20 protein-coding genes are annotated in these 24,822 nt (G+C 72.0%); 10 read left to right on the top strand and 10 right to left on the bottom strand.

Annotated features, from left to right (window positions below):
- Nucleotides 1-2: 2 nt before the first annotated feature.
- Both IE195_RS11845 and IE195_RS11840 read right to left on the bottom strand, forming a co-directional pair.
- Nucleotides 3-1,202: a coiled-coil domain-containing protein gene (locus IE195_RS11845; protein WP_191270668.1), complete on the bottom strand. Its 1,200-nt coding sequence runs from the start codon at nt 1,200-1,202 to the stop codon at nt 3-5.
- 150 nt (nt 1,203-1,352) lie between these two features.
- Nucleotides 1,353-1,895, bottom strand: a complete 543-nt coding sequence (locus IE195_RS11840) for a GNAT family N-acetyltransferase (RefSeq protein ID WP_191270666.1) — start codon at nt 1,893-1,895, stop codon at nt 1,353-1,355.
- 312 nt (nt 1,896-2,207) lie between these two features.
- Here IE195_RS11840 and IE195_RS11835 point away from each other — a divergent pair, with 312 nt between their 5' ends.
- The gene (locus IE195_RS11835) at nt 2,208-3,137 is read left to right on the top strand and encodes a LysR family transcriptional regulator (protein ID WP_191270664.1); all 930 of its coding nucleotides are present in this window, start codon (nt 2,208-2,210) and stop codon (nt 3,135-3,137) included.
- A 67-nt stretch (nt 3,138-3,204) separates the two neighbouring features.
- Here the strand turns inward: IE195_RS11835 and IE195_RS11830 are convergent, their stop codons facing one another.
- On the bottom strand, nt 3,205-4,125 hold the full coding sequence (locus tag IE195_RS11830; protein WP_191270662.1) for a LysR family transcriptional regulator: 921 nt from the start codon (nt 4,123-4,125) through the stop codon (nt 3,205-3,207).
- Nucleotides 4,126-4,196: 71 nt separating this feature from the next.
- On the opposite strand from IE195_RS11830, the gene IE195_RS11825 reads away from it, so the two are divergent.
- Nucleotides 4,197-5,141: an EamA family transporter gene (locus IE195_RS11825; protein ID WP_191270660.1), complete on the top strand. Its 945-nt coding sequence runs from the start codon at nt 4,197-4,199 to the stop codon at nt 5,139-5,141.
- A gap of 185 nt (nt 5,142-5,326) precedes the next feature.
- Here the strand turns inward: IE195_RS11825 and IE195_RS11820 are convergent, their stop codons facing one another.
- Complete coding sequence (locus tag IE195_RS11820; RefSeq protein WP_191270658.1) at nt 5,327-5,647, bottom strand: winged helix-turn-helix domain-containing protein; 321 nt, start codon at nt 5,645-5,647, stop codon at nt 5,327-5,329.
- The gene (locus IE195_RS11815; protein ID WP_191270656.1) at nt 5,644-6,069 is read right to left on the bottom strand and encodes a hypothetical protein; all 426 of its coding nucleotides are present in this window, start codon (nt 6,067-6,069) and stop codon (nt 5,644-5,646) included. The genes IE195_RS11820 and IE195_RS11815 overlap by 4 nt, the downstream gene beginning before the upstream one ends.
- 175 nt (nt 6,070-6,244) lie before the next feature.
- Between IE195_RS11815 and IE195_RS11810 the strand changes: the two genes are divergently transcribed.
- The 3 genes from IE195_RS11810 (at nt 6,245) to IE195_RS11800 (ending at nt 10,004) form a co-directional block, all read left to right on the top strand.
- On the top strand, nt 6,245-8,047 hold the full coding sequence (locus tag IE195_RS11810; protein WP_191270654.1) for a hypothetical protein: 1,803 nt from the start codon (nt 6,245-6,247) through the stop codon (nt 8,045-8,047).
- Between the two features lie 64 nt (nt 8,048-8,111).
- Nucleotides 8,112-8,759 (top strand): alpha-ketoglutarate-dependent dioxygenase AlkB family protein, encoded by a 648-nt coding sequence (locus IE195_RS11805; protein ID WP_191270651.1) that lies wholly within the window; start codon nt 8,112-8,114, stop codon nt 8,757-8,759.
- 156 nt (nt 8,760-8,915) lie between these two features.
- A complete protein-coding gene (locus IE195_RS11800) occupies nt 8,916-10,004 on the top strand; it encodes a CorA family divalent cation transporter (protein ID WP_191270650.1) in 1,089 nt (362 codons plus the stop codon).
- A 57-nt stretch (nt 10,005-10,061) separates the two neighbouring features.
- On the opposite strand, the gene IE195_RS11795 is transcribed toward IE195_RS11800, so the two are convergent.
- Nucleotides 10,062-11,603 (bottom strand): hypothetical protein, encoded by a 1,542-nt coding sequence (locus IE195_RS11795; RefSeq protein WP_191270648.1) that lies wholly within the window; start codon nt 11,601-11,603, stop codon nt 10,062-10,064.
- Between the two features lie 140 nt (nt 11,604-11,743).
- Here IE195_RS11795 and IE195_RS11790 point away from each other — a divergent pair, with 140 nt between their 5' ends.
- A complete protein-coding gene (locus IE195_RS11790) occupies nt 11,744-13,138 on the top strand; it encodes a GH1 family beta-glucosidase (protein WP_191270646.1) in 1,395 nt (464 codons plus the stop codon).
- Between the two features lie 265 nt (nt 13,139-13,403).
- Here IE195_RS11790 and IE195_RS11785 read toward each other — a convergent pair whose 3' ends face one another.
- From IE195_RS11785 to IE195_RS11770, 4 genes are all read right to left on the bottom strand, one after another.
- Nucleotides 13,404-13,631, bottom strand: a complete 228-nt coding sequence (locus IE195_RS11785) for a hypothetical protein (RefSeq protein ID WP_191271632.1) — start codon at nt 13,629-13,631, stop codon at nt 13,404-13,406.
- Between the two features lie 245 nt (nt 13,632-13,876).
- Entirely contained in the window at nt 13,877-15,622 is a 1,746-nt protein-coding gene (locus tag IE195_RS11780) for a hypothetical protein (protein ID WP_191270644.1), read from the bottom strand.
- 157 nt (nt 15,623-15,779) lie between these two features.
- Nucleotides 15,780-16,754, bottom strand: a complete 975-nt coding sequence (locus IE195_RS11775) for a LacI family DNA-binding transcriptional regulator (RefSeq protein WP_191270642.1) — start codon at nt 16,752-16,754, stop codon at nt 15,780-15,782.
- A 140-nt stretch (nt 16,755-16,894) separates the two neighbouring features.
- Complete coding sequence (locus tag IE195_RS11770; RefSeq protein WP_191270640.1) at nt 16,895-19,501, bottom strand: family 78 glycoside hydrolase catalytic domain; 2,607 nt, start codon at nt 19,499-19,501, stop codon at nt 16,895-16,897.
- A 515-nt stretch (nt 19,502-20,016) separates the two neighbouring features.
- On the opposite strand from IE195_RS11770, the gene IE195_RS11765 reads away from it, so the two are divergent.
- The 4 genes from IE195_RS11765 (at nt 20,017) to IE195_RS11750 (ending at nt 24,523) form a co-directional block, all read left to right on the top strand.
- Complete coding sequence (locus tag IE195_RS11765) at nt 20,017-20,859, top strand: carbohydrate ABC transporter permease (protein ID WP_229826178.1); 843 nt, start codon at nt 20,017-20,019, stop codon at nt 20,857-20,859.
- Entirely contained in the window at nt 20,856-21,680 is an 825-nt protein-coding gene (locus IE195_RS11760; RefSeq protein WP_191270636.1) for a carbohydrate ABC transporter permease, read from the top strand. Before IE195_RS11765 ends, IE195_RS11760 begins: the two co-directional genes overlap by 4 nt.
- Nucleotides 21,681-21,716: 36 nt before the next feature.
- Nucleotides 21,717-22,967 carry an ABC transporter substrate-binding protein gene (locus IE195_RS11755; protein WP_191270633.1) on the top strand — a complete coding sequence of 417 codons (1,251 nt, stop codon included), beginning with the start codon at nt 21,717-21,719 and terminating at the stop codon, nt 22,965-22,967.
- 338 nt (nt 22,968-23,305) lie between these two features.
- Nucleotides 23,306-24,523, top strand: coding sequence for an MFS transporter (locus tag IE195_RS11750; RefSeq protein ID WP_229826177.1), 1,218 nt, complete (start codon nt 23,306-23,308; stop codon nt 24,521-24,523).
- The last annotated feature ends 299 nt before the right edge of the window (nt 24,524-24,822 follow it).

Here is a 24,822-nt window from a genome sequence, read left to right as displayed (position 1 = left end):
GGTCAGGACCCCCCGGCGGCCGCCTGCGCGGATGTCTCCTCCAGCGCCGCCTCCGCCCGTGCGGCCCGCTCCAGAGCCCGGTCCCGGGCCTCCTCGGCCACCGACAGGCGGGCGGACGCGGCCTCGCGGGCCTCCGCCAGGGTGAGTTCCGCGTTGCGGCGCTGGGCGTCGAGTTCACCGGTCAGGCGTTCGCGGTCCGCCGTCAGACGGTCCAGTTCCGCGGTGAGACGGGCGCGTTCGGACTCGGCGGCCGCCCGGTCGGACTCCAGGCGCTGGTGGGCGCGCTCCAGTTCGGTGCCCAGACGGGAGCGCTCGGATTCCAGGGCCGCGGCGTCGCGGCGGCCCTGCTCCTCGGCGCGTTCGGCTCGGGCCAGGGCGCCGCGTTCGGCCAGTTCCGCCTCGTCCCGTCGGCGTGACTGTTCGGCCAGTTCCGTGCGCAGGCGTTCGGTCTGTGCCCGGGCCAGCTCCAGACGCCGCTCGGCCTCGGCTCGCTCGCGTTCCAGTTCCGCGCGGGCACGGTCAGCGGTCTCGGTGATTCTGCGTTCGGCCGCGGCCAGCCCGGCGTTGGCCTCGGCGGTGGCCGCGTCGCGCTCCTCGGCCGCGACCCGGGCCAGTTCCGCCTGCCGGTCGCGTTCTGCCTCGGCCGCCTCGCGGCGGTGCAGGGCCTCCTCGGCCATGCGCTCGGCGTCCTGGGTCGCGGTCACGGCGGCGGCGGTGGTCTCCTCCGCCGCACGGCGGGCCGTCTCGGCCTCCCGGCGGCGGTTCTCCGCCTCCAACCGGGCGGAGTCGGCCTCCGAGACCTGGCGGGAGGCGGCGAGCCGGGCCGCCTCGACCTGGGACTCGGCGGCTGCCGGGTCGGTCATGGTGGTGAAGGCCTCGGTGGCCGAGTTCAGGGTCGCGCTGAGTTGTTCTGCCTGGACGGCGAAGCGGGTGAGCAGGTCGTCCGCGCGCAGCCGGGCCGTGGTGACGGGTTCGGCCTCCCGGCCGGTCGTCGCGGAGGGTGTGTTCTCGTTCCTGTCGGCGCGGGCCGCCTCCTCGGCGTGCTCCGCCTCCTGGGCCAGCCGCTGGCGTTCCTTCCACGCCCGCCAGCGTGTGTGCTCGGGCAGGTCGCAGTACTGGGGAGGGCGCCCGGGGGAGGAGCCGCGGGGCACGGGTCGGGTACAGCCGGGGAAGATGCAGGTGCTGGAGTCGGAGGAGGCCACGGGCCGAGCGTAGCGTCTCGGGGCCCGTCGCCGCCGGGGTGTGTCGCCCGGGGCCGGGCAGCGGGAAGCCCCCGTGCGGGACGTGGGTATGACCGCACGGGGGCTGGTTCCTGGTCGATCTCGAGCCGGTTCCCGGCCGGGTGTCAGCCGTCAGTCGTGGGCGCCGAAGCCGTCGACGCGGCAGACCATGGTGGTGACGAAGGGGCGGAAGCCCTCCTGCTCCAGGAAGCTGATGTCCTCGGAGGCGGTGGCCAGCGCGGAGAACTCGATGTCCCGGATGCCCATGGCGGCGAGCTGGCGGCGCACCTCCTCCAGGAGCTTGGAGCCGACACCGGAGCCGGTGTACTCCGGGTCGATGGCGAAGGTCTGCACGACGGCGACCCGTTCACCGCGGTCCCAGCTGCCCTGGGCGTTCTCGCGGATGGTGACCATCGCATATCCGGCCAGGTCGCCCTCGTGCTCGGCGAGGATGGCCATGGTGTCGGGGTCGGCGAGCCACTCCAGGTACTGGGCGCGGCGCCGGCGCCAGGACTCGTCCAGGCTCACCGCGCTGATGATCTCCTCAAGGTGCGGGGCGGTCACCGTGTGCTGCTGGTGCAGCGCACCCCACAGGTCAGCGAGCTCCTCCACCTCGTGGGCTCCGAGGTAGCGGAAGCCAAGGACGCCGACGTTCGTTGAACGAGGTTTGGTCATCAGCGAAGTTTGCATTTTCTTCTCACCCGTTCCACCAGCATTGGGTGCTGATCCCCTGCGGGCCGCACTCTGCGGGCCCGTGGTTGAGCTGTGAGTCTGACTGTACGTGCCGGTATCGGCGGGAACAGGTCCGACACGAGGAAAAACCACACACCACATCTCTCAGTGAGAAAAACTTCGAATGTTTCTCTCGGGGGTTCTCCCGAGGGGGTAGCGGGGGGCTGGACGGTGTGCACGGAATCACTCACAAAGAGTGGGTGATCCGACCGAAACCATCTAGAAACCTGGGCGTTCTGCCATAAATTGGGATCCATGATCGACGTTCGGCGGTTGCAGCTCCTTCAGGCCCTTGACCACCACCGCACGGTGGCAGCCACCGCGGAGGCGCTCAACGTCACCCCGTCGGCGGTCTCCCAACAGCTCGCCGCCCTGGCCAGGGAAGCCGGGGTCCCCCTCGTCGAACGCCAGGGCCGCCGATTCCTGCTGACCGGTGCCGCCCGGGTCCTGCTCAAGCGCGCGCACGTCATCTTCGCGGAGATGGAACGCGCCACCGCGGACCTGGCCGAGTACGCGGACGGCGACCGGGGGGTGGTCCGGGTCGGTTCCTTCTCCACCGGCATCAGCGACCTCCTCGCCCCGGCCCTGGCCCGCCTGCGCACCAGCCACCCCGGCTGGACCTTCGAGGTCGTGCAGGCCGAGCCCGAGGAGAGCGCCGAGATGGTGCGGTCGGGCCAGCTGGACGTGGCCCTGACCATGTCCACCGCGCACATGCCCGCCACCGGGGACCCCGACTTCCGCGCGGACCCGGTCATGGTCGAGCTGTTCGATGCGATCCTGCCCTACCAGCACCCCCTGGCCACCCGTACGAGCCTGCACCTGGCCGACGACCTGGCCGCGCAGGACTGGATCATGTCCGCCCCGGGTACGGCCTGGCACTCCTGTGTGACCGCCGCCGCCAACCAGGCGGGGTTCCAGCCCCGGGTGGTGCACACCGTCGACGACTTCAGTGCCGTCTTCTCCATGGTGCAGGCGGGCCTGGGGGTCGCCCTGATGCCGAGGCTGGCCTGGACCGGGCTGAACAAGCCCCAGATCGTGGTCCGCGGGGTGCGGGAGACCGCCCGGCGCCACATCATCACCCTGTCCCGGGCGGGTTCGACCCCAGAGCCCCTGCTCACCGCCGTTCGCGAGGCCGCCAGCAAGGTCCCGGTCCCCTCCGTGGGCCCCTTCGCCGTCGCGGGCTGACCCCGGGCACCGGGCCCGGGCCGTCCCGGTCGGGGGCGACTTCTCCCACCACCGTTGCGGTCGCCGTTCAGAACGGGGACGGCGGGACGTCGTCGAGCACCTCCGAAGCGGCCTGGTGCAGGTAGGCGGCGGCCAGCCGGATCGGCCGCCAGGCCCAGCCGCCGGTGCGTCCGGCCAGGTAGACCCGGCGGACCCCGCCCAGTTCGCCCAGCGGGGCGTGGGCGACCCCGCGCCGTGTGGTGGTCGACAGGCGGGGCACCACGCCCACGCCGACCCCGGTGGCCACCAGTTCCTCGAACAGGTCCAGCGTGTCGATGCGGTGCGTGATCCGGGGGGTGAATCCGGCGTCGGCGCACATCCGCTGCAGCAGGGCCTCCTCGTCGCCCCGGTAGGGGCTGGCGATCCAGGAGGCTTCCGACAGTTCGCGCAGGCGGCGCCGGGTGAGCGTCCTGCTGTCCGCGCCCTCGGAGGGCTGGGAGAGCAGCAGCGCCTCGCTTCCCACCGGGTGAACCGTGAGCGTCCCCGGGAATTTCCGGGGGAGCAGACTGTACTGGTAGACCACCCCCAGATCCGCGCCCCCGTCCTGGAGGAGATCCAGCGCCTGGTCCGACTCGTACTCGGTCAGGCGGATGTCCATCCCGGGGTGGTCGCGTCTCAGACGGCGCACCGCGGGGAGCACGATCGGCGCCGCTGACGTGTACATCACCAGGTCGACACGGCCGACGGGGGCCGTCTCACCGTCGAATTCGGCCTGGGCGGCCTCCACCCGGGCGAGGATGTCCACGGCGTGTTCGGCGAGCCGCCGTCCTGCCGGGGTGAGCCGTACCCGTCGCCCGTCCGGGACGATCAGCGGAACATCCGCCTCCTTCTCCAGGACGGCGAAGTGTTTGGACACCGCGGAGGTACTCATGCCTGTGACCTCGGACACAGCGGACATCGTGCCGAGTCGTTCCAGTTCCACGAGTAGGCGGAGCCGAGTGAAATCCATCCACCAAAACTACATGGTCCATCAACCATGAGTCCGTGGACAGAAACGAACCATGTAGGTCCAATGGTCGGGTGATCCGCTCCTTCCTTCCCTCGCTCCGCCGTGCCCGGACCCCGATCCCGGCTCCGTTGATGCTGCTCGTCGGCATGTTCACGCTGCACACGGGCAGCGCTCTGGCCGTGACCGCCTTCGAGCAGGCCAGTCCGGCCACGGTCACCTGGCTCCGGCTGAGCTGGGCCGCGCTGCTCCTCCTAGCGCTCGGTGGTCGCTCCCTGTGGCGGGCCGTGCGTGCGGCGAAGCCACGTGAGCTGGGGGCCGTGGTGATCCTGGGCACAGCGAGCGCGGGGATGATGCTGTTCTACTCCGAGGCGACGGCCCGAATCGAACTCGGTACGGCCACCTCCATCGAGTTCCTCGGCACCCTGGTGGTAGCCGTCGCTGCCATGCGTCGCCGCCGCGAACTGGTGTGGATCGTCGCGGCCGTGGTCGGCGTGGTCTGCCTGACCCGCCCCTGGCAGGGCGAGCTCGACCTGGCGGGGATCGGCTTCGCCCTGGCCGGGGCGGTCTGCGTGGTCGGCTACATCGTGCTGACCCAGCGGGTCGGCGCCGGGTTCAACGCCGTGCACGGCCTCGCCCTGGCGATGACCGTCGCAGCCCTGGTCACCGCTCCGCTGGGCGCCCCGGCCGCGATCGCCGACCCCGACCCCGGGCTCATCATGTTCACGCTGCTCATCGCGCTGCTCTTCCCGATGGTGCCGTTCCTGCTGGAGATGGTCGCCCTGCAGCGGATGAGCCGGACCGCCTACAGCACCTTCTCCAGCCTGGAACCCGCCGTCGCCCTGGTGATGGGACTGGTCGTCATCGGTCAGGCACCGGTCGCCGTGCAGCTGGTCGGAATGGGACTGGTGGTGATCGCCGGGATCGGCGCCGCCCGAGGGGACCGGGGCGCCGGGCCCGCGGTCCCCAGGACCGTGCGCAGGCAGCGCGGCCGCCTCGCGCCGGCGCAGGCCGCCTGAACCGGCCCTCCGGTGCGGCCCCCGGGAGGGCGGACGCACGCACCGGAGGGTCCTCGGGCCCGTCCCGGCGCCCCTCGGGGCGGCGGGACGGGCCCAGGCCGCGTACGCGAGTGCGCGGCCGTACTCTTGCCGTTCTCGTTCCCGTGGTGTCACCGCAGGTTCGTCGGCCGGTGGCCGCCGGAGGATCAGTCGGGGGCGGACGGGGGCAGATCGACGCCGGAGGCGATGTCGCGCAGGGCCCGCACGTGCTGCTCGAAGGCCTTGCGTCCCTCCGTGCTGAGCAGGAGGGAGGTGCGGGTGCGCCGCCCCACGCGGAACTTGTGCACGACCACGTACCCGGCCTCCTCCAGGGTCGCGATCTGCTTGGACAGCGCGGAGTCGCTGACCTCCACGGTGTCCCGCAGGACCCGGAACTCGATCTGGTGGGCCGAGGCCAGCGCCGCGACGATGGAGAACCGGACCGGGGAGTGGATGACCTCGTCCAGGCGGCTGCGTGGATGGTTCACTGAGCGCTCCTGCTGCGGCGCAGGACGACGAGGGCCGCCACGGACGTGGGGACCGCGCTCAGCACCGCCATCGGCACCCACCAGGCCGGCTCCCCCTGGAAGAAGATACTTCCGGCCACGACGGCCGTGGCGTAGACGGGGGCCCACACGCCTGTGCCCCAGTTGTGCAGCTTGGCGTAGCCGAGGGGCTGCACCGGCTGGCGGCGGCTGTAGAGGATGAGCGCGGTGAGCATGACCAGGTAGAACGCCAGGCCCACGAGCACGCCCGTGACGGTGCCGCTGATCCCGATGATCAGCAGGAGCACCATGCTGGTCAGGCCGAACCCGAAACCGTATACCGCGTACCAGCGCCCCCTCGGGCCTACCTTCGCCTGCATCGCCCGGGCCCGCTCCAGGGCGTCCTGGGCCTCTTCGCTGTGCATTCGAGGATTCCTCTCTGTCAATGTTTTTCTATAGTTGCACTCACTTTCCATGTTGGCAAGTGATTTCAGGGTAAGGTTCCCGGGCCGGGCGTCGACCGGCATGACAGGGCCCACTCCGACCAGGGTCCCTTCCAGGCACGGCACCGGCCCCGCATGCACTAACTTGGTCCGAATCATGGCGGCCAAATCTGACATCGAACTCCTGCGCGCCCACGAACCGGTGCTCATGTGCACCGAGGGGGAACTCTTCTTCCCTGCCGACGTGGACGCCTACGTACGCAACTGCAGCCTCTGGATCGAGGAGCCCGGCGGACGCGAGAGCGTCATCGTCCCGGTCGGCGAGCTCACCCTCGACAGGCTCGCCCGGGCCGAGGAGGAGTGGCCCGGGCGGCACAAGCACCTGCGCTTCGTGCAGGAGGAGACGCTGCGCGAGGAGGCCCGCCGGTTCAAGGGCATCGCCCGCTCGGTGATCCCCAAGAGCGGGCGCCTGGCCGCCGTGGGCGTGCTCGGCCGCGTCCTCGACATCCTGATGAAGCTCTCACTGCTCATCCGCGGAGCGGTCCCCGGAGGCGTCACCTTCGCCGCGGTGACCCGCTACCGGGAGCGCGTCGACAACGGCGGCGCCACCTACTACGGGCGCGTCACCCGCGAGGGCGGCTACATCATCCTCCAGTACTGGTTCTTCTACGCGATGAACGACTGGCGCACCATCTACGGCGGGGTCAACGACCACGAGGCCGACTGGGAGCGCGTCACCGTCTACGCGGTGGAGAACCCCGACGGCGGCACCCGCCCGGTATGGGTCGGCGCCTCCTCGCACGAGTACCAGGGTGACGACCTGCGCCGCTCCTGGGCCGACCCCGAGCTGCGTCGGGACGGCCCCCACCCGGTGGTCTACGTCGGTGCGGGATCGCACTCGCACCAGATGCTCGCCGGCGACTACCTCATCCAGGTCGACCCCGCGGTACTGCGCGGACTCGTCCGCTTCTGGCGACGGATCACCCAGCGCCTCTTCCGGGCAGACAGCGCCATCAACCGGCACGGCATCGGCGTCCCCTTCGTCGACTACGCGCGCGGCGACGGCGAACGGCTCGGCCCCGGAGGCGACCGGGAGTGGAACGCCGTCCTCATCGACGACGACACCCCCTGGGTGCACGGCTTCCGCGGACTGTGGGGGCGCGACACCCGTGACTTCTTCGACGGTGAGCGTGCTCCCAGCGGTCCCCGCTACGAACGCGACGGCACCATCCGCCGCTCCTGGGCGGACCCGCTGACCTGGGCCGGACTGCAGAAGGTGGCGCCCAGTGAGCGCGCGGCCCGCGCCGAACTGCGCTCCCACCTGCGCGGCCTGGACACGCGGGTGCGCGACATGGACGCGGAGATCGTCAGACGCCGTGACCGGCTCCGCCAACTCGACTCGGCCCGTATCGTCCTCGAACGCGAGGCCCAGTCACAGCCCCGCGCCCGCGAGTACTCCCAGCAGGTCGAGGAACTGGAGAAGGAACTCGCCGAGGTGTACGAGAAGCGGGTCCTGATCGCCGACGAACGCGAGACGCTCCAACGCTCCCTGGACAGCGACACCCCGCTGGTGCCCTCGCCCACGGGCCACCTCAAGGCACCGCACCTGCCCTACGCCTCCGGCGAGCAGCGCACCAACCGCTTCCTGCACCTGTGGGTCGCGTTGAGCACGCCCCTGCTGCTCATCTCCCTGGCGCTGCCCCTGTTCCTGCTGGACGGGCACATGACCCTGTGGGCCATGCTCGGGGTCGTCCTGGGCTTCGCGGCGATCGACGCCGTCGCCCGCCGCAAGTTCGTCCAGTACCTCACCGGACTGGCGATCGCCGCCGTCGTCACAGGCCTGATCGTGGGGGTGGTGGCGGCCTTCATCGCCGACTGGCGGATCGCCGTCACCGTCCCGATCGTGCTCATCGTGGTCGTGCTCCTGGTGGTCAACGTCCGCGACCTCATGCGCCGCTGATCCGGACCCCCTTCCCGCCCGCGCCCCGCGCGGTTCCGTCACCCGCGCGGGGCACCATGGGGGCATGGACGAAGCACTGTTCGGTTCACCACCGGTCACCGTCGCCCCGGGCGCCGTCCACCTGCCCGGCTGGCTGTCCCCGCAGACCCAGGCCGACCTGGTCCGGCGCTGCCGGGAGTGGGCGCGCGGGCCTGCGGGGATGCGTCGGCACCCCATGCCGCGCGGCGGGCGGATGAGCGTCTCGATGGTCTCGCTCGGCTGGCACTGGCAGCCCTACTCCTACGCCCGCGAGCTGCCCGACGGTACCCCGGTCCAGCCCTTCCCCGACCTGCTGGGCGACCTGGCGGCCCGCGCAGTCGAGGCCGCCCACGGGGCCCCGCACCGGGGGGACCCCTACGACGTGGCCCTGGTCAACTTCTACGACGCCGACGCCCGGATGGGCATGCACCAGGACCGGGACGAACGCTCCCGTGCCCCCGTGGTCTCGTTCAGCCTCGGCGACAGCTGCGTCTTCCGGTTCGGCAACACCGAGACCCGGAACCGGCCCTACACCGACGTCGAACTGCGCGGCGGCGACCTGTTCGTCTTCGGCGGCCCCTCCCGGATGGCCTACCACGGGGTTCCGCGCACCCGCCCGGGAAGCGCGGACCCCGGCCTGGGCCTGACCGGCAGGCTCAACATCACGGTCCGCGCCTCCGGCCTGCAGGACTGACCGGCCCGTCGGCCGCGCCCCGACCCGGCGGGCCGACCGGAGGGCCGAGCGGAGGGGATCGCCGCCGCGGCCCGGTCCCCGTGGCGTGTCGGCGCGCGCCCGTGCCCGCACCGGGTCAGGATCGGGCAGGGCAGGCCGCACACGGGAGGGCAGACCATGACCGAATCCGCGCCCGAGCGCACCATGGCCCTGGGCGGTGGGGGAGGCGTCCCGCCCGCCGACGCCCCACCCGGCGAGGTTCGGGTCGGCCTCTACCGGGACGGGCACCGCCAGCGCGAAACCCGCTCCCTCGCCGAGGCGGGCGAGGCCGTCCACACCGGTTCGGGGCTGATGGCGTGGGTCAGCATGAGCGCCCCCAACCGGGAACAGCTGCTGGACGCCGCCCACCACTTCGACCTGCCCCGGCTGGCCCTGGAGGACGCGATCGTCGCCCACCAGCGGCCCAAGGTCGAGACCTACGGCGACGTGCTGTTCGTCGTGCTGCGACCGGCCCGCTACGACCAGGAAAGGGAACTCGTGGAGGTCGGGGAGGTCCACGTCTTCGGCTCCCGCGACTTCGTGATCACCATCCGGCACACCGAGCAGGTCGACTTCGAGGCGGTCCGCTCCCGTCTGGAGGCCGAACCGGGGATGCTCGCCCACGGCACGCCGGCCGTGGTCTACGGGGTCCTGGACCAGGTCGTGGATGCCTACGCCCCGGCCATAGCCGGACTCCAGGACGACATCGACGAGGTGGAGAACGAGGTCTTCGCCGGTGACCGGGACGCCTCCCGGCGCACCTACCGTCTGGCGCGCCAGGCGATCCGCCTCCAACGCGCCATCGACCCCCTGGACGAACTCCTCGACCACCTCATGGCTCCGTTGGAGCGCCCTGAGCGGGCCGGTTCCCATCTGCTGCCCCGCCCGGGCCCGGAACACCGCACCGAGCTGTACCACTACCTGCGCGACGTCGCCGACCACGTCCGCGCGACCCGTGAACACGCCGACAGCTTCCGCCAGCTGCTGGAGAACATCACCGAGGTCCACAGCGCCCTCATCAGCCAGGCACAGAACGAGGCGATGAAGAAGATCTCCTCCTGGGGCGGCATTCTGGTCGTTCCGACGCTGATCTCCTCGGTCTTCGGGATGAACATCTCCCCCCAGCCCGGATTCCACTGGGTCTTCAGCTGGCCGCTCGTGCTCTCCCTCATGCTCCTGTCCGCGCTGCTGCTCTACGTGCTCTTCAGACGCAACGGCTGGTTGTAGCGGCGGGGCCGGCGGAGCTGCGCGGGGGATCCCCGGCGCCGGGCCCTGCCGTGCGGCTCACGGGTCGAGCAGGCTCCGGAGGTGGTCCAGGTCGCTCCTGGCCGCGGAAGCGAGCTCCTCGCTCTCCGTCCTGGTGCGGCGCAACTTCTCCACGGCCCGGGCGACCTGCTGGTCCAACCCGCGCGTCTGCGAGCTGAGGACGGCGTCGCCGTCCTTCCCCGCCCGCTCGGAGGAGGTGTAGGCGATCCCGGTGGCGACCGCGGCCCCCAGGGTCAGGATCCACAGGAAGACGTTCGCCGTCAGCAGGGACAGGACGAGCAGGACCACCGCCGTGGCCAGGCTCACCCAGAGGAAACCGTGGTGGCCGCGGTCGGCGCTGTGGCGTTCACGCAGCCTGCGGCGGGCGCGCTCGACCTGCCGCTGGTCGGCGCCGGACTCGGTGACGGCGATGGACAGGCCCTGGAAGGTCGTGTCCGTGGTGTCGGGGACCAGGGCGGTGGCCCGTGCCGCCAGGTCCTCCGCCGCGTCCATGACGGCGGCGCGCTGGAGGACGAGCGCGAAGGTGCGGCGGTGCGGTGGTACGTCCTCACGGGTCAGGTCCTGCCTGAGGAGGGCCTCGACACTGTCGACGGTGTCGCCCCAGGCGGGCAGGGCGCTCTCCCGGCCGCCGTTCTCGACCACCGCCCGTAGCCGGTTGGACTCGGCCAGCAGGGGCGCCTCCTCGGGGCTGCCCTCCTCCACGAGCAGGCGCAGCGTCTCCCGGAGGAAGCCGGAGCTGGCCTCGTCGGGCGCCATGGCCTCCGAGGAGGTGTCCTCGGTGCCCAGCGCGGTGACCTCGGCGACCCGTTCGCGCAGGCGGGCCAGGGCCTGGGCGGCCTGGTGCTGGGAGGCGGCGGAGGCTGCGGCACCCCGCCCCCGGCCGGACACCGCCGGAACGGCGACCCAGTCGTGGGCAGGGGAGAGCCGGACACCCTCGGCGGTCCACCGGCGCAGCGTGGACAGCAACAGGTGCTCCCGGGCGTCGTCGCCGAAGGAGCCGTCGGCGGTCAGCAGCCACAGGGCGCGCTGGCCGCGGGTCAGCTGGACCCGCGGTCCGGGGAGGTGGGGCAGGAGGTCGGCGGACACTCCCTCGCCCAGGGTGCGCGCGTGCTCGGCGCGGGTGAGGGCCGAGGCCAACGCGGCGAAGCAGCGGGCCCTCTCCGGGTCGACGGCGGCGGCCTCGTCGAAGCACAGGCGGGCCCGGGCGAGGTCGTCGTCGAGCAGCGCGTGCAGACCCCGGGCGGCGGGGACCAGCCAGTATCCGGGTACGTCCTCGAGCCCGGGGTCGGCCGGGGCGGTGCCGGCCAGCATCTGGAGGGTGCGGTGGCGCGCGATCGCGGCGTCGTCGAACATCGCCAGGGTGGCGCGGACGTCGCTGAGTTCGATGAAGGCGTCCAGGGTCGCGGAGACCCGGTCGAGTCTCTGCTCCAGGGTTCCCCGGATCCGGCCCAGTTCGGAGCGCATGCGCCTGCGTTCCCGCGCCATCTGCGAGTGCGTGTCGCTCAGGTCCTCCTGGAGTTCCCTGATCCGCGCGTTCTGCGAGTAGTCGATCCAACTCAAGTCTGTCTTCCTTTCTCCGCGCCTGCGGGACGGTGGCGCGCCGGAGGTTGTGACGGCGGTGGAGCCGCTCCGGTTCGGGGGTTGCGCGCGCGGTGCTCCCTGAACCAGACTGGGAGCGCTCCCAAGGGAAGGGTCCCCCCATGAACGAACCGAAGCTCCCACCGGGCCTGCTGTTCGGTACCGCCACCGCCGCCTACCAGGTCGAGGGCGCTGCCGGTGAGGACGGACGGGGTCCCTCGATCTGGGACACCTACTGCCGCACCCCCGGGCGCGTGGCCCGCGGCGAGAGTGGGGACGTGGCCTGCGACCACTACCACCGCTACGCCGAGGACGTCGCCCTGCTCGCCGAGCTCGGGGTGGACCTGTACCGCTTCTCCGTGTCCTGGCCCCGGATCCAGCCCAGCGGCCGGGGCCGGCCCAACCCCGCCGGGCTGGCCTTCTACGACCGCCTGGTCGACACGGTCCTCGCAGCCGGAGTCGAGCCGGTCCTCACCCTCTACCACTGGGACCTGCCCCAGGCCCTGGAGGACGAGGGCGGCTGGCGCGTCCGCGACACCGCCCGCCGCTTCGGCGAGTACGCCCGGATCGTGGCCGAGCACCTCGGCGACCGGGTGAACCACTGGATCACCCTCAACGAACCCTTCTGCTCCGCCTTCGTCGGGCACGCCGTCGGCCGCCACGCCCCCGGGACCCGGGAGGGGACCCCCGCCCTGGCCGCGGCGCACCACCTGCTCCTCGCCCACGGCGCCGCGGTCGGCGAGCTGCGCGCCTGTGACGCGGGACGGGTCGGCATCACGCTCAACCCCGACCACCTGCTGCCCGCCACCGAGACCGAGGCCGACCGGGCCGCCGTGGAGCGCGCACGCACCCTGCACAACCGCACCTGGTTCGACCCCCTCTTCACCGGTGCCTACCCCGACAACGAGCAGGAGGTCTGGGGCGAGCTGGCCGACGGTTCCTACCGGCGGGAGGGCGACCTGGAGGCCATCGGCCAGCCCCTGGACTTCCTCGGGGTCAACTTCTACCGCCCCATCATGCTCCGCGACGTCCCGCACGAGCAGGCGGACCCGCGGCTGCGCACGGCCGTCGACATCGGGGCCGAACAGGTCTCCTTCCAGGGTGCCCGGCACACCACCATGGGCTGGCCCGTGGTCCCGGAGAGCTTCGCGGACCTGCTCGTGGACCTGGACCGCCGCTACCCCGGACTGCCGCCGATCCTCATCACGGAGAACGGGTCCGCAGAGGCGGACGAACCCGACGAGGACGGCCGGGTCCACGACGAGGACCGCATCGCCTACCTGCGCGACCACCTGTCCGCGCTGGCGCGCGCGATCGACGCCGGGGTGGACGTGCGCGGGTACTTCGTGTGGTCGCTGCTGGACAACTTCGAGTGGGCCTACGGCTACGACCGCAGGTTCGGCCTGGTGCGGGTGGACTACGAGAACCTGGAGCGCCACCCCAAGGACAGTTACCACTGGTACCGGGACTACCTGACCTCGCACAGGCTCCGCCGGGCACCGGGCGCTCCCTCCTGACCCGCAGGGATTCCCGGACGCCCGACGCCGTGTCGGCGTCCGCTCCGATCCGGGGCAGGCGGAGGGGGCTGCCCGGTGACGGGAGCCCCGCGCTGCCGCTGGCGCAGACGACGGTGGTGCTGTGCCAGTCGGCCTTCAACGACGAGTTGGCGGTCGGGCACAGCGAGGAGTACCGCACGACGGTCCGCGACCTACTGCTCGACGCGCTCCCGCGCACGATGGGCCCGGAGGTAGCCGACCGGCTCCCGAATACCGGGGACGCGCGTCAGACCCTCTGCCGGGCTACGCTGCCGAAGGCTCCGACGACCGCCCCGAGAGCGAACATGGCGGCCTCGTCCTCGTCCATGTGGACGATCCCGGCGGGGACGCGCACGCGGTAGGGCTTGTTCTCGGCGGGCAGGATCTCCAGGCCGTCGATGAGCCGTTGGCCCTCCAACATCAGGAGGGCCTCCCCGACCCTTCCGGTGCGGTCTCCCCGCGCCCATATCGACATGCGTTCACCCTAACTACGGCCCAGGGCCGTCAGCGGAGCCGACCCGCGACCGGGGGAGCGGCCCGGCGGGGGCCCGGGAGGTTCCGCGACGGGTGCACCCGGCCCGGAACCTCCGCTTCGTCAGTTCCCCGGCCTCCCCGGACGGGGCGAGGGACTGTGTACCCAGTGATATCACCGACAGTGCACCTGCACGTGCACTCACCTCGGTGCATGGCCGGATCCGGCCAGCGGGAGCGGCCGCGGACTCACTGTCCGAGGACGGTCATCTCCTCGCCCCGCACGTCGACGGCGGTCAGGGCGACCTCCCCCGAGGGGCGGTCCTGCGAGCGCGGACCGGCCACCGCCAGAACGCCCCCGCCGTCCTCGTCGGTCCCCTCGACCACGCCCTCCGCGGTGATCGAGGCGACCTCACGGGAGGCGGCCGCCAGATAGTGCCAGCGGCTCTCGGAATCCTGCCACCAGGTGCCCGCGGCCACCTGACGGTTGAGGTTGCTGCAGTCCCAGCCGCCCTCGCTCTCCCCGGCGGGGACGGCCTCGGTACCGTCGTCGGTCTCCGCGACCAACACTGCCCGGGCCAGCCCGCCGCCGTCGTGCCCGCCGAACCGCACGCACGTCCACCGGCCGTCTCCGCCACCGGGCAGTTCCTGGACGGCGAACTCCCAGGCCGTCGCGGTGAGCACGGGGCCTTCGGGCGGGTCCCCGGCGCAGGCCAGCTCACTCCACAGGTCGAAGCCCTGCTCGGGGCCGAGGACCTCGTGCGGCCCCAACCTGCGGATCTCGGCGGGAGGCGGAGGCATGTACCCCAGGTGGGCGGTGTCCGCTCCTCCCAGGTCGATCACCGTGTACGGCTGACCGTGCGCCACCTCGGGGGCGCGCAACCGCAGGACGGGGCCCGCACCACAGTGCTCCCCGGCGGGTACCGCCTCGGTCACCCCGTCCCGGTGTTCGATGTCGGACCAGCCGGCGCCGCCTCGGCCGAGCTGGGCGCCGGCGGCCTCGGTCACCCAGGGGGGCAGCAGGTAGTGGGTGCCGTCCTCGGTGTCGGCCAGACGGAGGGCGGGCCAGTTGGCCACACCGTTGCCGGGCTCGGCGAACACCTCGACCAGTTCCTCGGAGCCCGCACGCGTGTAGCGGGCGAGCCGGGGTCCGTCGTGCAGGAGCACGACCTCGCGGTCGGCCACCCCGCCGGCGAAGAGGAGGGAGGGCGAGGCGGGGGCGCCGTCACCGTTCTCCTGCTCGGCCCAGACGGCCAGGGCCCGTCGGGTGAGTGACTGGTCGTCGACCGCGTCGCCCCTGGGGTGCCAGGCAGTCAGGTCCAACCGGAAGCTCGTCCGCCAGGCGTCCGGTGCGGCGGCCCCGGCCAGCCGGACCGGGGCAGCGGCGGGCGCGGTGACGCCCACCCCGGTGTCGGGCCCGGCAGCGGTCAGTCCCAGCACCGTCACCGCGAGGGCGAGGAGGCCGACGGAGGCGACCAGGCCGCGCCGGTGCACCAGGGGCCCCTTGCCGCTGACCCGGACGAGTGTGGGGTCGGGCAGGGGCAGCCCGGCCGGTGCCCCGGTGGCGCGTTCCACGGCGGTCGCGGCGTCGCGGACCCCGACCGAGGAGAGGAGTTCGGTCGCGCCGCGGGCGTCCAGCCCCTCCGTCCGCAGGAGGACGTAGGCCGCGCGGGCCGACGCGTCCAAGCCGTCCAAAGCTTCCAAACCGCGGGTCTCGCCGCCGAGGCCGTCGACGGGTGAGACCCGCAGACCGGACTGGCCGCGCGGGTGCCACCGCCGGGGGAAGAGCGACCTGCGCAGGACCTTGTGACGGATCCGCGGGTACTCGTGGGGTCGTGGGTGGCGCCGCCCGCGCGGAAGCGCTCCGGTCACCAGCCGGTGGGCGTGTTCGAGCAGGCCGTGCGGCTCCCGGTGCCCGGAGAGGGTGACCAGGCAGAGCAGGGTCAGGTTCCGGTAGGGGGAGCGGGGAAGGGGCTGCTCCGGGGTTCTGGGCATCGAAGGCTCCTCGGAGATCTCTTCGAGTGACCCTAGGGAAGGCGTCCTCCCCGCACCCGGTGAACACCGAAAGCCGCGGCCTATGCCGGAAATGTCCTACCGGGGGTCCCGCCGGACCACGGGCCGGAGCCCCGCAGGACCGCCCGTCCGGCGCGACCTAGCTGGAAGCACGTTCGACCAGGTGCGGGGCGAACGACAGGCGACGGTGGGTGTGACCGGGGTCCTCGACCTCCTCGACCAGCAGCCGGGCCGCGGCCCGGCCCAGCGCGTGGCTGTCCACGTGCACCGAGGTCAACGGGACCCCGGCGGTGGCAGCCGACTCGATGTCGTCGAACCCCACCACCGCCAGGTCGTCGGGCACCCGCCTGCCCGCCCGGGTGGCGGCCTGCATCACGCCCAGCGCCAACAGGTCGTTGGCGCAGAACACCGCGGTGGACGGATGCGGCGAGGCCAGGATCCGCTCACCCGCGCGCCGCCCCTGGTCCAGGGTGAACGCACCCGCCTCGACCACCTCCACGGCCTCCTCGGGCCGCCCCGCCAGAGCCGCCGCGCGACGGCACCCGGCCAACCGGTCGACGGACTGGCGCATGTGCGCGGGCCCCGTGACACAGGTGATCCGGTCGTGCCCCCTGGCCAACAGGTGCGTGGCGGCCATCTCACCCCCCGCCACGTCGTCGACGGCCACCGAGCACACGTCGGGGAAGTCGGTCGAGTTGTGGAAGAGCACGGTGCGCAGCCCCCGAGAACGGACCCGGTCCACCCAGGACCGGGACAGGTCCGCCGGGGTGATGAGGACCCCCTGCGCCTGCTGCTGCAGCAGCAGGTCCAGGTAGCGCTCCTCCTTCACCGGATCCACGTCGGTGTTGCACAGCACCACGGTCCGCCCGGCGGTGTGCAGGTGGTCCTCGGCGCCGCGGGCCACCCCGGTGAGGAAGGGATTGCGCACATCGAACAACACCAGACCCACACCGGTGCCGTAGCCGTTGCTGAGCTGGCGTGCGGCCTGGTTGGGGCGGTACCCCAACGCTTCGACGGCCCCGTGCACCCGCTCCCTGGTGGCCGGTGCGACGAGCTCGGGCCGGTTCAGGAAGTTGGACACCGTGGCCACGGAGACCCCGGCCTTCTCGGCCACTTGTCTTATGCTGACGGCCTTCACGGCGTGTGTGCTCCCCGCGTCCCCGGAGGGTTTGAGTTGTCACGGTTCAATCCAGGTGCTCCGATGGTAGTGGGGCGGGACGCGTCGAGCGCGCCCCGCCCGGTGGCGAAAGCCGGTCAGGCGGACGGCCAGGGGGCCTCGAAGCGGTGCTCGCCGCTGCCGACCTCGAACGGGTCCGCCCCCGGCAGGTCGACCACTGCAGTGGTGCCCGCCGGTACGACCGCGGCCACGTGCAACCGGGCCCCGTCACGGTGCCAGCGCACACTCGCCGTTCCGTAGGGGGTCTCGTGTGCGGCTCCGGCCCGCTCCATCCCGCCGCCGGGCCGGGGCGCGAAGCGGATACGGCGGTAGCCGGGGGCCTCGGGGGCCAGACCCGCCACCGTGCGGTGCAGCCAGTCGGCCACCGCGCCGAGCGCGTAGTGGTTGAAGGAGGTCATCTCGCCCGGGTTGACCCGGCCGTCGGGCAGCATGCTGTCCCAGCGCTCCCAGACCGTGGTCGCCCCCATCCGCACCGGGTAGAGCCAGGAGGGCGCCTCCTGCTGCAGCAGCAACCGGTAGGCGGTCTCGGTGTGGCCGTGGCGCGTCAGCGCGTCGCAGACCAGCGGCGTACCGGCGAACCCGGTGGCGATGCGGTACCCGTCCCGGGCCACCAGCGCCGCGAGCCGGTCGGCCGCCGCCGTGCGCTCGTCCCCCTCGGGCAGCAGGCCGAAGCACAGCGCCAGCGCGTAGGCCGCCTGGGTGTCGCTGCTGAGCAGCCCGCCCTGCGGGGCGTAGGCCGCGCGGAACCCGCTCCGCACGTGTTCCGCCAGTCGCGCGTAGCGCTCGCGGTCGGCCTCCTTCCCCAGGACCCGCGCGGTCTCGGACATCGTGCGGGCCGACTCGGCGGCGTAGGCCGTGGCCACCAGGGTCGGGTCGGTGCGCCCCCGGAACGGGTCCTCCGGCGGCGCCGCGGGGTCGAGCCAGTCGCCCAGCTGCCGGTCGCGCCGCCAGGTGCCGTCCTCGTCCAGCCGGCCGGCCACCAGCTCCATCCACGCCCCGGCGCTGGCGTACTGGTCGCTGAGCACGCGCTCGTCCCCGAAGTGTTCGTAGACCCGCCACGGGGTGAGCACGGCGGCGTCACCCCACACCGCGGCGGGCCAGGCGGGGGTCCAGGTGGGGGCGTGGATGGTCGGAACGATGAACGGCACCGTGCCGTCCGGGTACTGCTCGGCCGCCAGGTCCGCCAGCCAGGAGCGCAGCATCCCCGCGCAGTCGTAGAGGAAGGAGGCCGTGGGGGCGAACACCTGGATGTCGCCGGTCCAGCCCAGGCGCTCGTCGCGCTGGGGGCAGTCCGTGGGCACGTCGACGAAGTTGCCGCGCATGCTCCAGCGCACGTTCTCGTGCAGCCGTTCCACGAGCGGATCGGAGCAGCTGAACTCACCGGTGGGGCGCATGTCGGTGTGCAGCACCCGGGCGACCACCGCGCCGGGCTCCGGCTCGCCGGGCCAGCCGGTGACCTCCGCGTAGCGGAAGCCGTGGTAGGTGAAGCGCGGCTCCCATTCCTCCACCGCTCCGGTGCCCGCCGCCACGTAGGTGTCGGTGGCCTCGGCGAAGCGCAGGGGGCGGGTGCACAGTTCGCCGTCCTCCAACACCTCGGCGTGGCGTACGGTCACCTCGGTGCCCTCCGGGGCGCGCAGGCGCAGCCGCAACCGCCCCACGAGGTTCTGGCCGAAGTCCAGCAGCAGCCGGCCGGAGCCGGCCGGAGTGACCGACACGGGCTCCACCTCCTCGGTGCACCGCACCGGGGGCGAGAGCGGGGCCACCAGTGTGGCCGGATCGCGTTCGACCGGTACCGCGGCAGCCCAGTCCGCGTCGTCGAACCCCGGCTCGGACCAGCCGGTCCGCTCCAGGCGCGCGTCGTGGCGCTCGCCGTCGTAGAGGCTGGAGGCCAGGGTCGGTGAGGGTGCGCACCGCCAGTCGGGGCCGGTACCGAAGAGCACCGTCGACCCGTCCTCGCACTCGACCTCCAGCTGGGCGAGCAATCCGGTGCGGTCGCCGTAGGTGTCGCGCCGTCCGCCGTGGAAGCCGATCCGCCCCCGGTACCAGCCGTCCGCGAGGTGCGCGCCGAGCACGTTGGAGCCCTCGCGCAGCAGCCCGGTCACGTCGTGGGTGCGGTAGCGCAGCCGCGCGGGGTAGGTGGTCCATCCGGGAGCGAGTACCTCGTCGCCGACACGGACCCCGTTGACCTCGGCCTCGAAGACGCCGTGCGCGGTGACGTACAGGCGTGCGGACCGGGGCGGCGCGGGCAGGGTGAGCGCGCCGCGCAGCAGGACGGGGCGCTCCCGCTCGCCCAGGCCGGCCGGCGGGCCGACCATTACCGTCCGCCAGTCGGCCGCCTCCAGCAGCCCCGTCTCCAGCTCCAGTGCGGGGCTCCAGGGCGAGGGGTCGGACGATTCCCCACCCCACACGCGGACGCGCACCGACCGGCGCGCCCTGGCTGCCAACGGTTCGTCCGGCCAGGGCACGAGCACGGAGTCCGGGCTGGTGATGCGGCCGCTCGTCCGTCTGCGCTCCCCGTCCGCGACCTCGACCTCGTAGGCGGTCTGCCGCCAGCCGGAGGGTGTCCGGTCCATGGTCCACGACAGGCGCGGAGCGGACTCGCCGATGCCCAGGGCGGTGCGGTGGTGCTCGGCGGTGGGTGTGCCGGGGAGGGGGCCGACGGGGGCTTTTCCGGGGCGGGGCAAGGGGACTCCTGGGTGGGAACGAGGTCAGGACACTCGGGTGTGAACGTCCTATTGAAACGGTTCAATCAGTAAGACAACCGTAACCGTAGGAACGGGGGTGCGGTGCCGTCAAGGGGTCGACTCGTTCCCGTGGGGAGTCAGTCTTCTGCAGAGACCCGTTCCTGTTCGCCAAAAGGCCAGTTCATAGGCTTTCCTGTGAAGTGGGTGCATGGGGTTGGCCGTTGGTGGCGGTCAGGTTGCGAAGAGGTTTCGTTCGCTCGTTGGGGTTGACGCACGTCACTCCCTGCGCCTAGCTTCGGGCCATTAAATGAATCGTTTCAACTCTGTTAAACCGCAGAGTCTGGCAGGAGGTCGTGCACTTGCCGACACCTCCGGCACCCCACGAGGAAGACCCGATGGAGACAGCCATGGCCACGCAGGCCCAGTCGGCCACACCGGCGGGAAGCAAGAGCCCGCCCCGTTCCCCGAAAGGGGGGAGGGGCCGCTCCGGTCGAACCGCCGTACCCTGGTGGTTCGTGCTCCCCGCACTCGCCTTCTTCGCGTTCGCGGCCCTGGTCCCCAGCGCGCGCGGCGCGCTCTACTCCTTCACCGACTGGGACGGGCTCGCCCGCGACTACGCCTTCGTCGGGCTGGACCAGTACCGGGCCCTGTTCTCCGACGGCAACGCCCGCTCGGCCCTGGGGCACACCCTGCTGATCGCCTTCGCGGTCACCGTCGTGCAGAACGCCGTCGGACTGCTTCTCGCGCTCGGCGTCAACAGCAGGATCAAGTCACGCAACGTCCTGCGCGTCTTCTTCTTCGCTCCCGCCGTCATCACCCCGGTCGTCACCGCCTACCTGTGGAAGTACCTCTACTCCCCGCAGGGCGCGATCAACGCCGCCCTCGACTCCGTGGGCCTGGGCGCCGTCGGCCAGGACTGGCTCGGGGACAGCGACATCGCCCTGTGGTCGGTCGTCGCCGTCATCGTCTGGCAGTTCTCCGGGTACTCCATGGTCATCTTCCTGGCCGGACTGCAGTCCATCCCGCAGGAGATCTACGAGGCCTCCGACATGGACGGGGCCGGGCCCTTCCGCCGCTTCTGGCACATCGTGCGGCCCATGCTCGCCCCCGCCCTCACCATCAACCTGATGCTCTCCCTCATCGGCGGGCTGAAACTGTTCGACCAGGTGTGGGTGATGACCCAGGGCGGGCCGGGCGGTGCCACCGACACCCTGTCCACGGTCATCTACCGCGAGGCCTTCCAGTTCAACGCCTTCGCCTACAGCACTGCCATGGCGGTCGTGCTGACCCTGTTCGTGATCGTGCTGAGCGGCGTCCAGTACGGCTACCTCGGCCGCCAGGAGAAGAGGAACTCGTGAAGCGCTACACATGGCGAACGGGCGTGCTGGAAGCGGTCATGATCGCCGCGGCCCTCGTCTTCGCCTTCCCGATCTACATCCTTGCCGTCCAGGCGTTCCGCCCCGCGACGGAGACCGGCGCCTCACCGCTGGTCCCCTCGGCCCGACCGACCCTGGACAACTTCGTCCAGGCCTGGCAGCAGGCGGGCCTGGGCCCGGCCATCCTCAACAGCGCTCTGGTCACCGTCGGCAGCGTGGTGCTGCTGGTCGTACTCTCGTCGCTGGCCGCGTACCCGATCGCGCGCTCCACCCGCGGATGGTCGCGCGCCGTCTTCGCCCTGTTCATGCTGGGGCTGCTGCTGCCGTTCCAGCTGGCACTCATCCCGCTCTACCAGACCATGCGCGACCTGGGCCTGCTGGGCAACCCGCTGGCGCTGGTCATCTTCTACACCGGCCTCCAGATGCCCTTCTCCGTCTTCCTGTACACCGGGTTCCTCCGCGGTCTCGACCGCGGTTACGAGGAGGCCGCCATGATGGACGGCGCCGGGCCGCTGCGGGCGTTCTTCAGCGTCGTGCTGCCGCTGCTCCGTCCGATCACCGGGACGGTCGTCATCCTCAACGTCATCTTCGTCTGGAACGACTTCCTCACACCGCTGCTCTACCTCAGCGGATCGGGAAACCAGACGATCCCCGTGGCCCTGTTCGGATTCGTCGGACAGTACGTCTCCCAGTGGCCACTGGTGTTCGCCGGCCTGATCATCGGGTCGATCCCCGTACTCACGGTCTACTTCGCCATGCAGAAACGCGTCATCCAGGGCTTCGCCGGAGGCCTGAAGGGCTGACGCCCCACCACCCCCGCACACCTTTCGGAGACAGACATGTCCAGGAGAATCCTCGCCCCGCTGACCTGCCTGGCCGCCGCGGCCGCACTGACCGCGTGCAGCGCCGACGGCGGAGACGGGGGAGACGGCCTCACCGTCACCGCCAACTCCACCGACCGCGTCCCCATGGACGCGGTGGTCGCCGCCTTCCAGGAGGCCAACCCCGACACCGAGGTGACCGTCACCTACGCGGACACCGACCAGCTCCAGAGCACACTGCGCACTCAGCTCTCCTCGGGCACCGCCCCGGACGTCTTCACCGTCTGGCCCGGCAACGGCAACCCCGCCGCGGTGGAGCTGTTGGCACCGAGCGGCTACCTCGCCGACCTCAGCGACATGGAGTTCACCTCCCGGATCCCCGAGGGGGACCGCCCCGTCACCGAGTACGAGGGCGCCACCTACGTCGTTCCCGTCACCTACAGCGGTATCGGCGTCATCTACGGCAAGGAGGCGCTCGCGGACCTGGGGGCCGAGGAGCCGACCACCTGGAGTGAGCTCATCGACCTGTGCGGCACCGCCCGCGACGAGGGGGTGAGCCTGCTGGCCCTGGGCAACCAGACCCCGTGGGTGACCCAGCTGGTCACCTACGCGCTGGCCGGCACCACCGTCTACGCCGACAACCCGGAGTTCGACGAGCAGATGGCCGCGGGTGAGGCCGCCTTCGCCGACTCCGGCTGGCAGACGGCGATGGAGAAGTACCTGGAGATGGAGGAGGAGGGCTGCTTCAACGAGGACCCCCTCGGTACCAGTTACGAGGCCTCCGTCAGCAACGTCGCGCAGGGGGACGCGGTGGGCCTGGTCCAGGTGGCCACGACCCTGTCCCAGGTGCAGTCCGAGGCAGGTGACACCGAACTCGGCATGTTCGCCCTGCCGGCCACCGACGACGCCGACCAGACCCTCATGCCGGGGTCCGTCTCGGCCGCCTACGGCCTCAACGCCGAGAGCGCGGACTCCGCTCAGGCCACGGCCTTCGTCGAGTTCCTCGCCTCCCCGGAGGCCCAGGACATCTACGCCACCGAGGGCGGCACCCTGACCGCGCTGCCCGACGAGGACCGGGAGATCGACCCGGCCCTGACCACCCTCACCGAGTTCCAGACCGAGGGCCGCACGGTGCCGTTCATGGACCAGCGCTGGCCCAACCCCCGCGTCCAGCAGGCCCACTTCACCGTCGTCCAGCAGCTGTTCGCCGGTGACGTCACCGTGGAGGAGGCCCTGACCGAGATGGACGAGGCCTACGAGGCCGAGTAGGCCGGACCCGCCCGGAGCCCGGCACCCTCGCCGGCTCGGGTCCGCACCGCGCACCCCGCCCCCGGAACGACACCGCTCCGGGGGCGGGGTGCGCTGTCGTTCCCCGGCACGCCCGCACGTCGGAGCGCGGACCGCCGCCTCGCCGCCCCCGGCCCGCGCATCCACGCGGTGGATGCGCGGTATAGCGAATTCGCTCTTCCCGGTGACGTGGAACACATGCAGGCTGGACGGACGCGAACGGAGCGGCGAGGGACCAGAACCCGCCCCCTTCGTCCTCCCCGTCGCACCGCCGTCGTCCGGCAGCGGCTTCCGATCCCCCCCCGACAGCGAGGTACCCAGTGCCCGACAAGACGCTCCCGCCCCCTCCCGGGGCACCAGAACACACGGGCAGCCGGCGCGAGGCCGGCCTCACCCAGCTACTGCTGCTCCTGGCGGCCAGCTGTATGCCGATCCTCGGCAGCGTCCTGATCGCCCCGGTCCTGCCCCGGATGGCCCGTGACTTCGCCGACGTCGCGGGTGTGCACGTGCTCGTCCCCGTGGTACTGACCGTCCCCGCCCTGGTGATCGGGCTGACGGCGCCCTTCGCGGGGGCGCTCGTGGACCGGGTGGACCGCAAACGCGTCCTGCTGGTGGCGATGGTCGGCTACTCGGTGGTCGGTACCGCGCCCCTGTACCTCGACACACTCGACGCGATCATCGCCAGCAGGGTGCTCCTGGGCCTGTTCGAGGCAGCCATCATGACCTGCTGCACGACCCTGATCGGCGACTACTGGTCCGGCGCGCGCCGGGCGCGCTACCTGGGGATGCAGGTACTGACGACCACCTGCGCCGCGACCGTGTTCCTGCTCCTGGGCGGACTGCTCGGGGCCTGGGGATGGCGGGCGCCGTTCTGGCTCTACCTCAGCGCGGTGGTCCTGGTACTGCCGATGGCGGCGCTCCTGTGGCAGCCGCAGCACACCGCGAGGCAGGGGCTGGTCCGGGTTCCCTGGCGCCAACTGCTCGGCCCCTGCGCGGTCACCCTCTTCGGCGGGGTCGTGTTCTACGCGCTGATCGTGCACCTGTCCTACGTACTGGACGGCGCCGGTGTCACGTCCCCCGGCACGGTGGGGGCGATCAGCGCGGTCATGTCGCTGGCCACCGCCCTGGGCGCGGGACTGTTCACCCGGGTCTCCTCCGTGACGCCGCGCGTACTCGTCCCGGTCGAGTTCGGTCTCTCCGCCCTGGGGCTGGGGATCGTCTTCGCGGCCCCCTCGGTGGCGGCCGTCATCGCGGGCGCGGTCATCACCGGTTTCGGAACCGGTCTGCTGCTGCCCACCCTGGTGGTGTGGGCCGTCCACCGGCTCAGCTTCGAGCAGCGCGGGCGCGGAACCGGGCTGTGGACCGGGGCGCTGTTCATCGGCCAGTTCACCTGCCCCCTCGTCATCACCGGGCTCGGTGCGGCCGGAGCCGACCTGAGGTCCGCCCTGGGGCTGCTGGGCGCCGCCGCGGCGGCGGTGGCCCTCCTGCTGCTCCTCACCCTGCGGACCCGGACGCCGCTGAACGGGCCGGGCGACTGACCGGGGATCCGCGGTGCCCTGAGGAGCCTCCCGGGCCGGGACGTCCGGCGCCGGGAGGCTCCGGGGCCTAGCGGGTCTTGATGACGGCCGCGAGGAGACCGGAGATGAGCATCATCGACAGGCTGATGATCATGAGCACGAACGCGATGGTTCCGACCATGGTGTTTCCTTCACTGTGTCGTCCCCCGGGCGCCGCGGACCGTGCCCCCGGCACCCGGCACACCGGGGCACCCGGAGTTTCGGGCGCGGCATGTACCTCTTCGATGGATCACCCTATCTCGCCGTCGCGGCGGTGCCGC

This window comes from Nocardiopsis terrae (assembly GCF_014651695.1).
GTDB classification, from domain to species: Bacteria; Actinomycetota; Actinomycetes; order Streptosporangiales; family Streptosporangiaceae; genus Nocardiopsis; species Nocardiopsis terrae.
The sequence above is the reverse complement of the archived record's forward strand: the minus strand, read 5'-3'. Positions and strand labels throughout refer to the sequence as shown.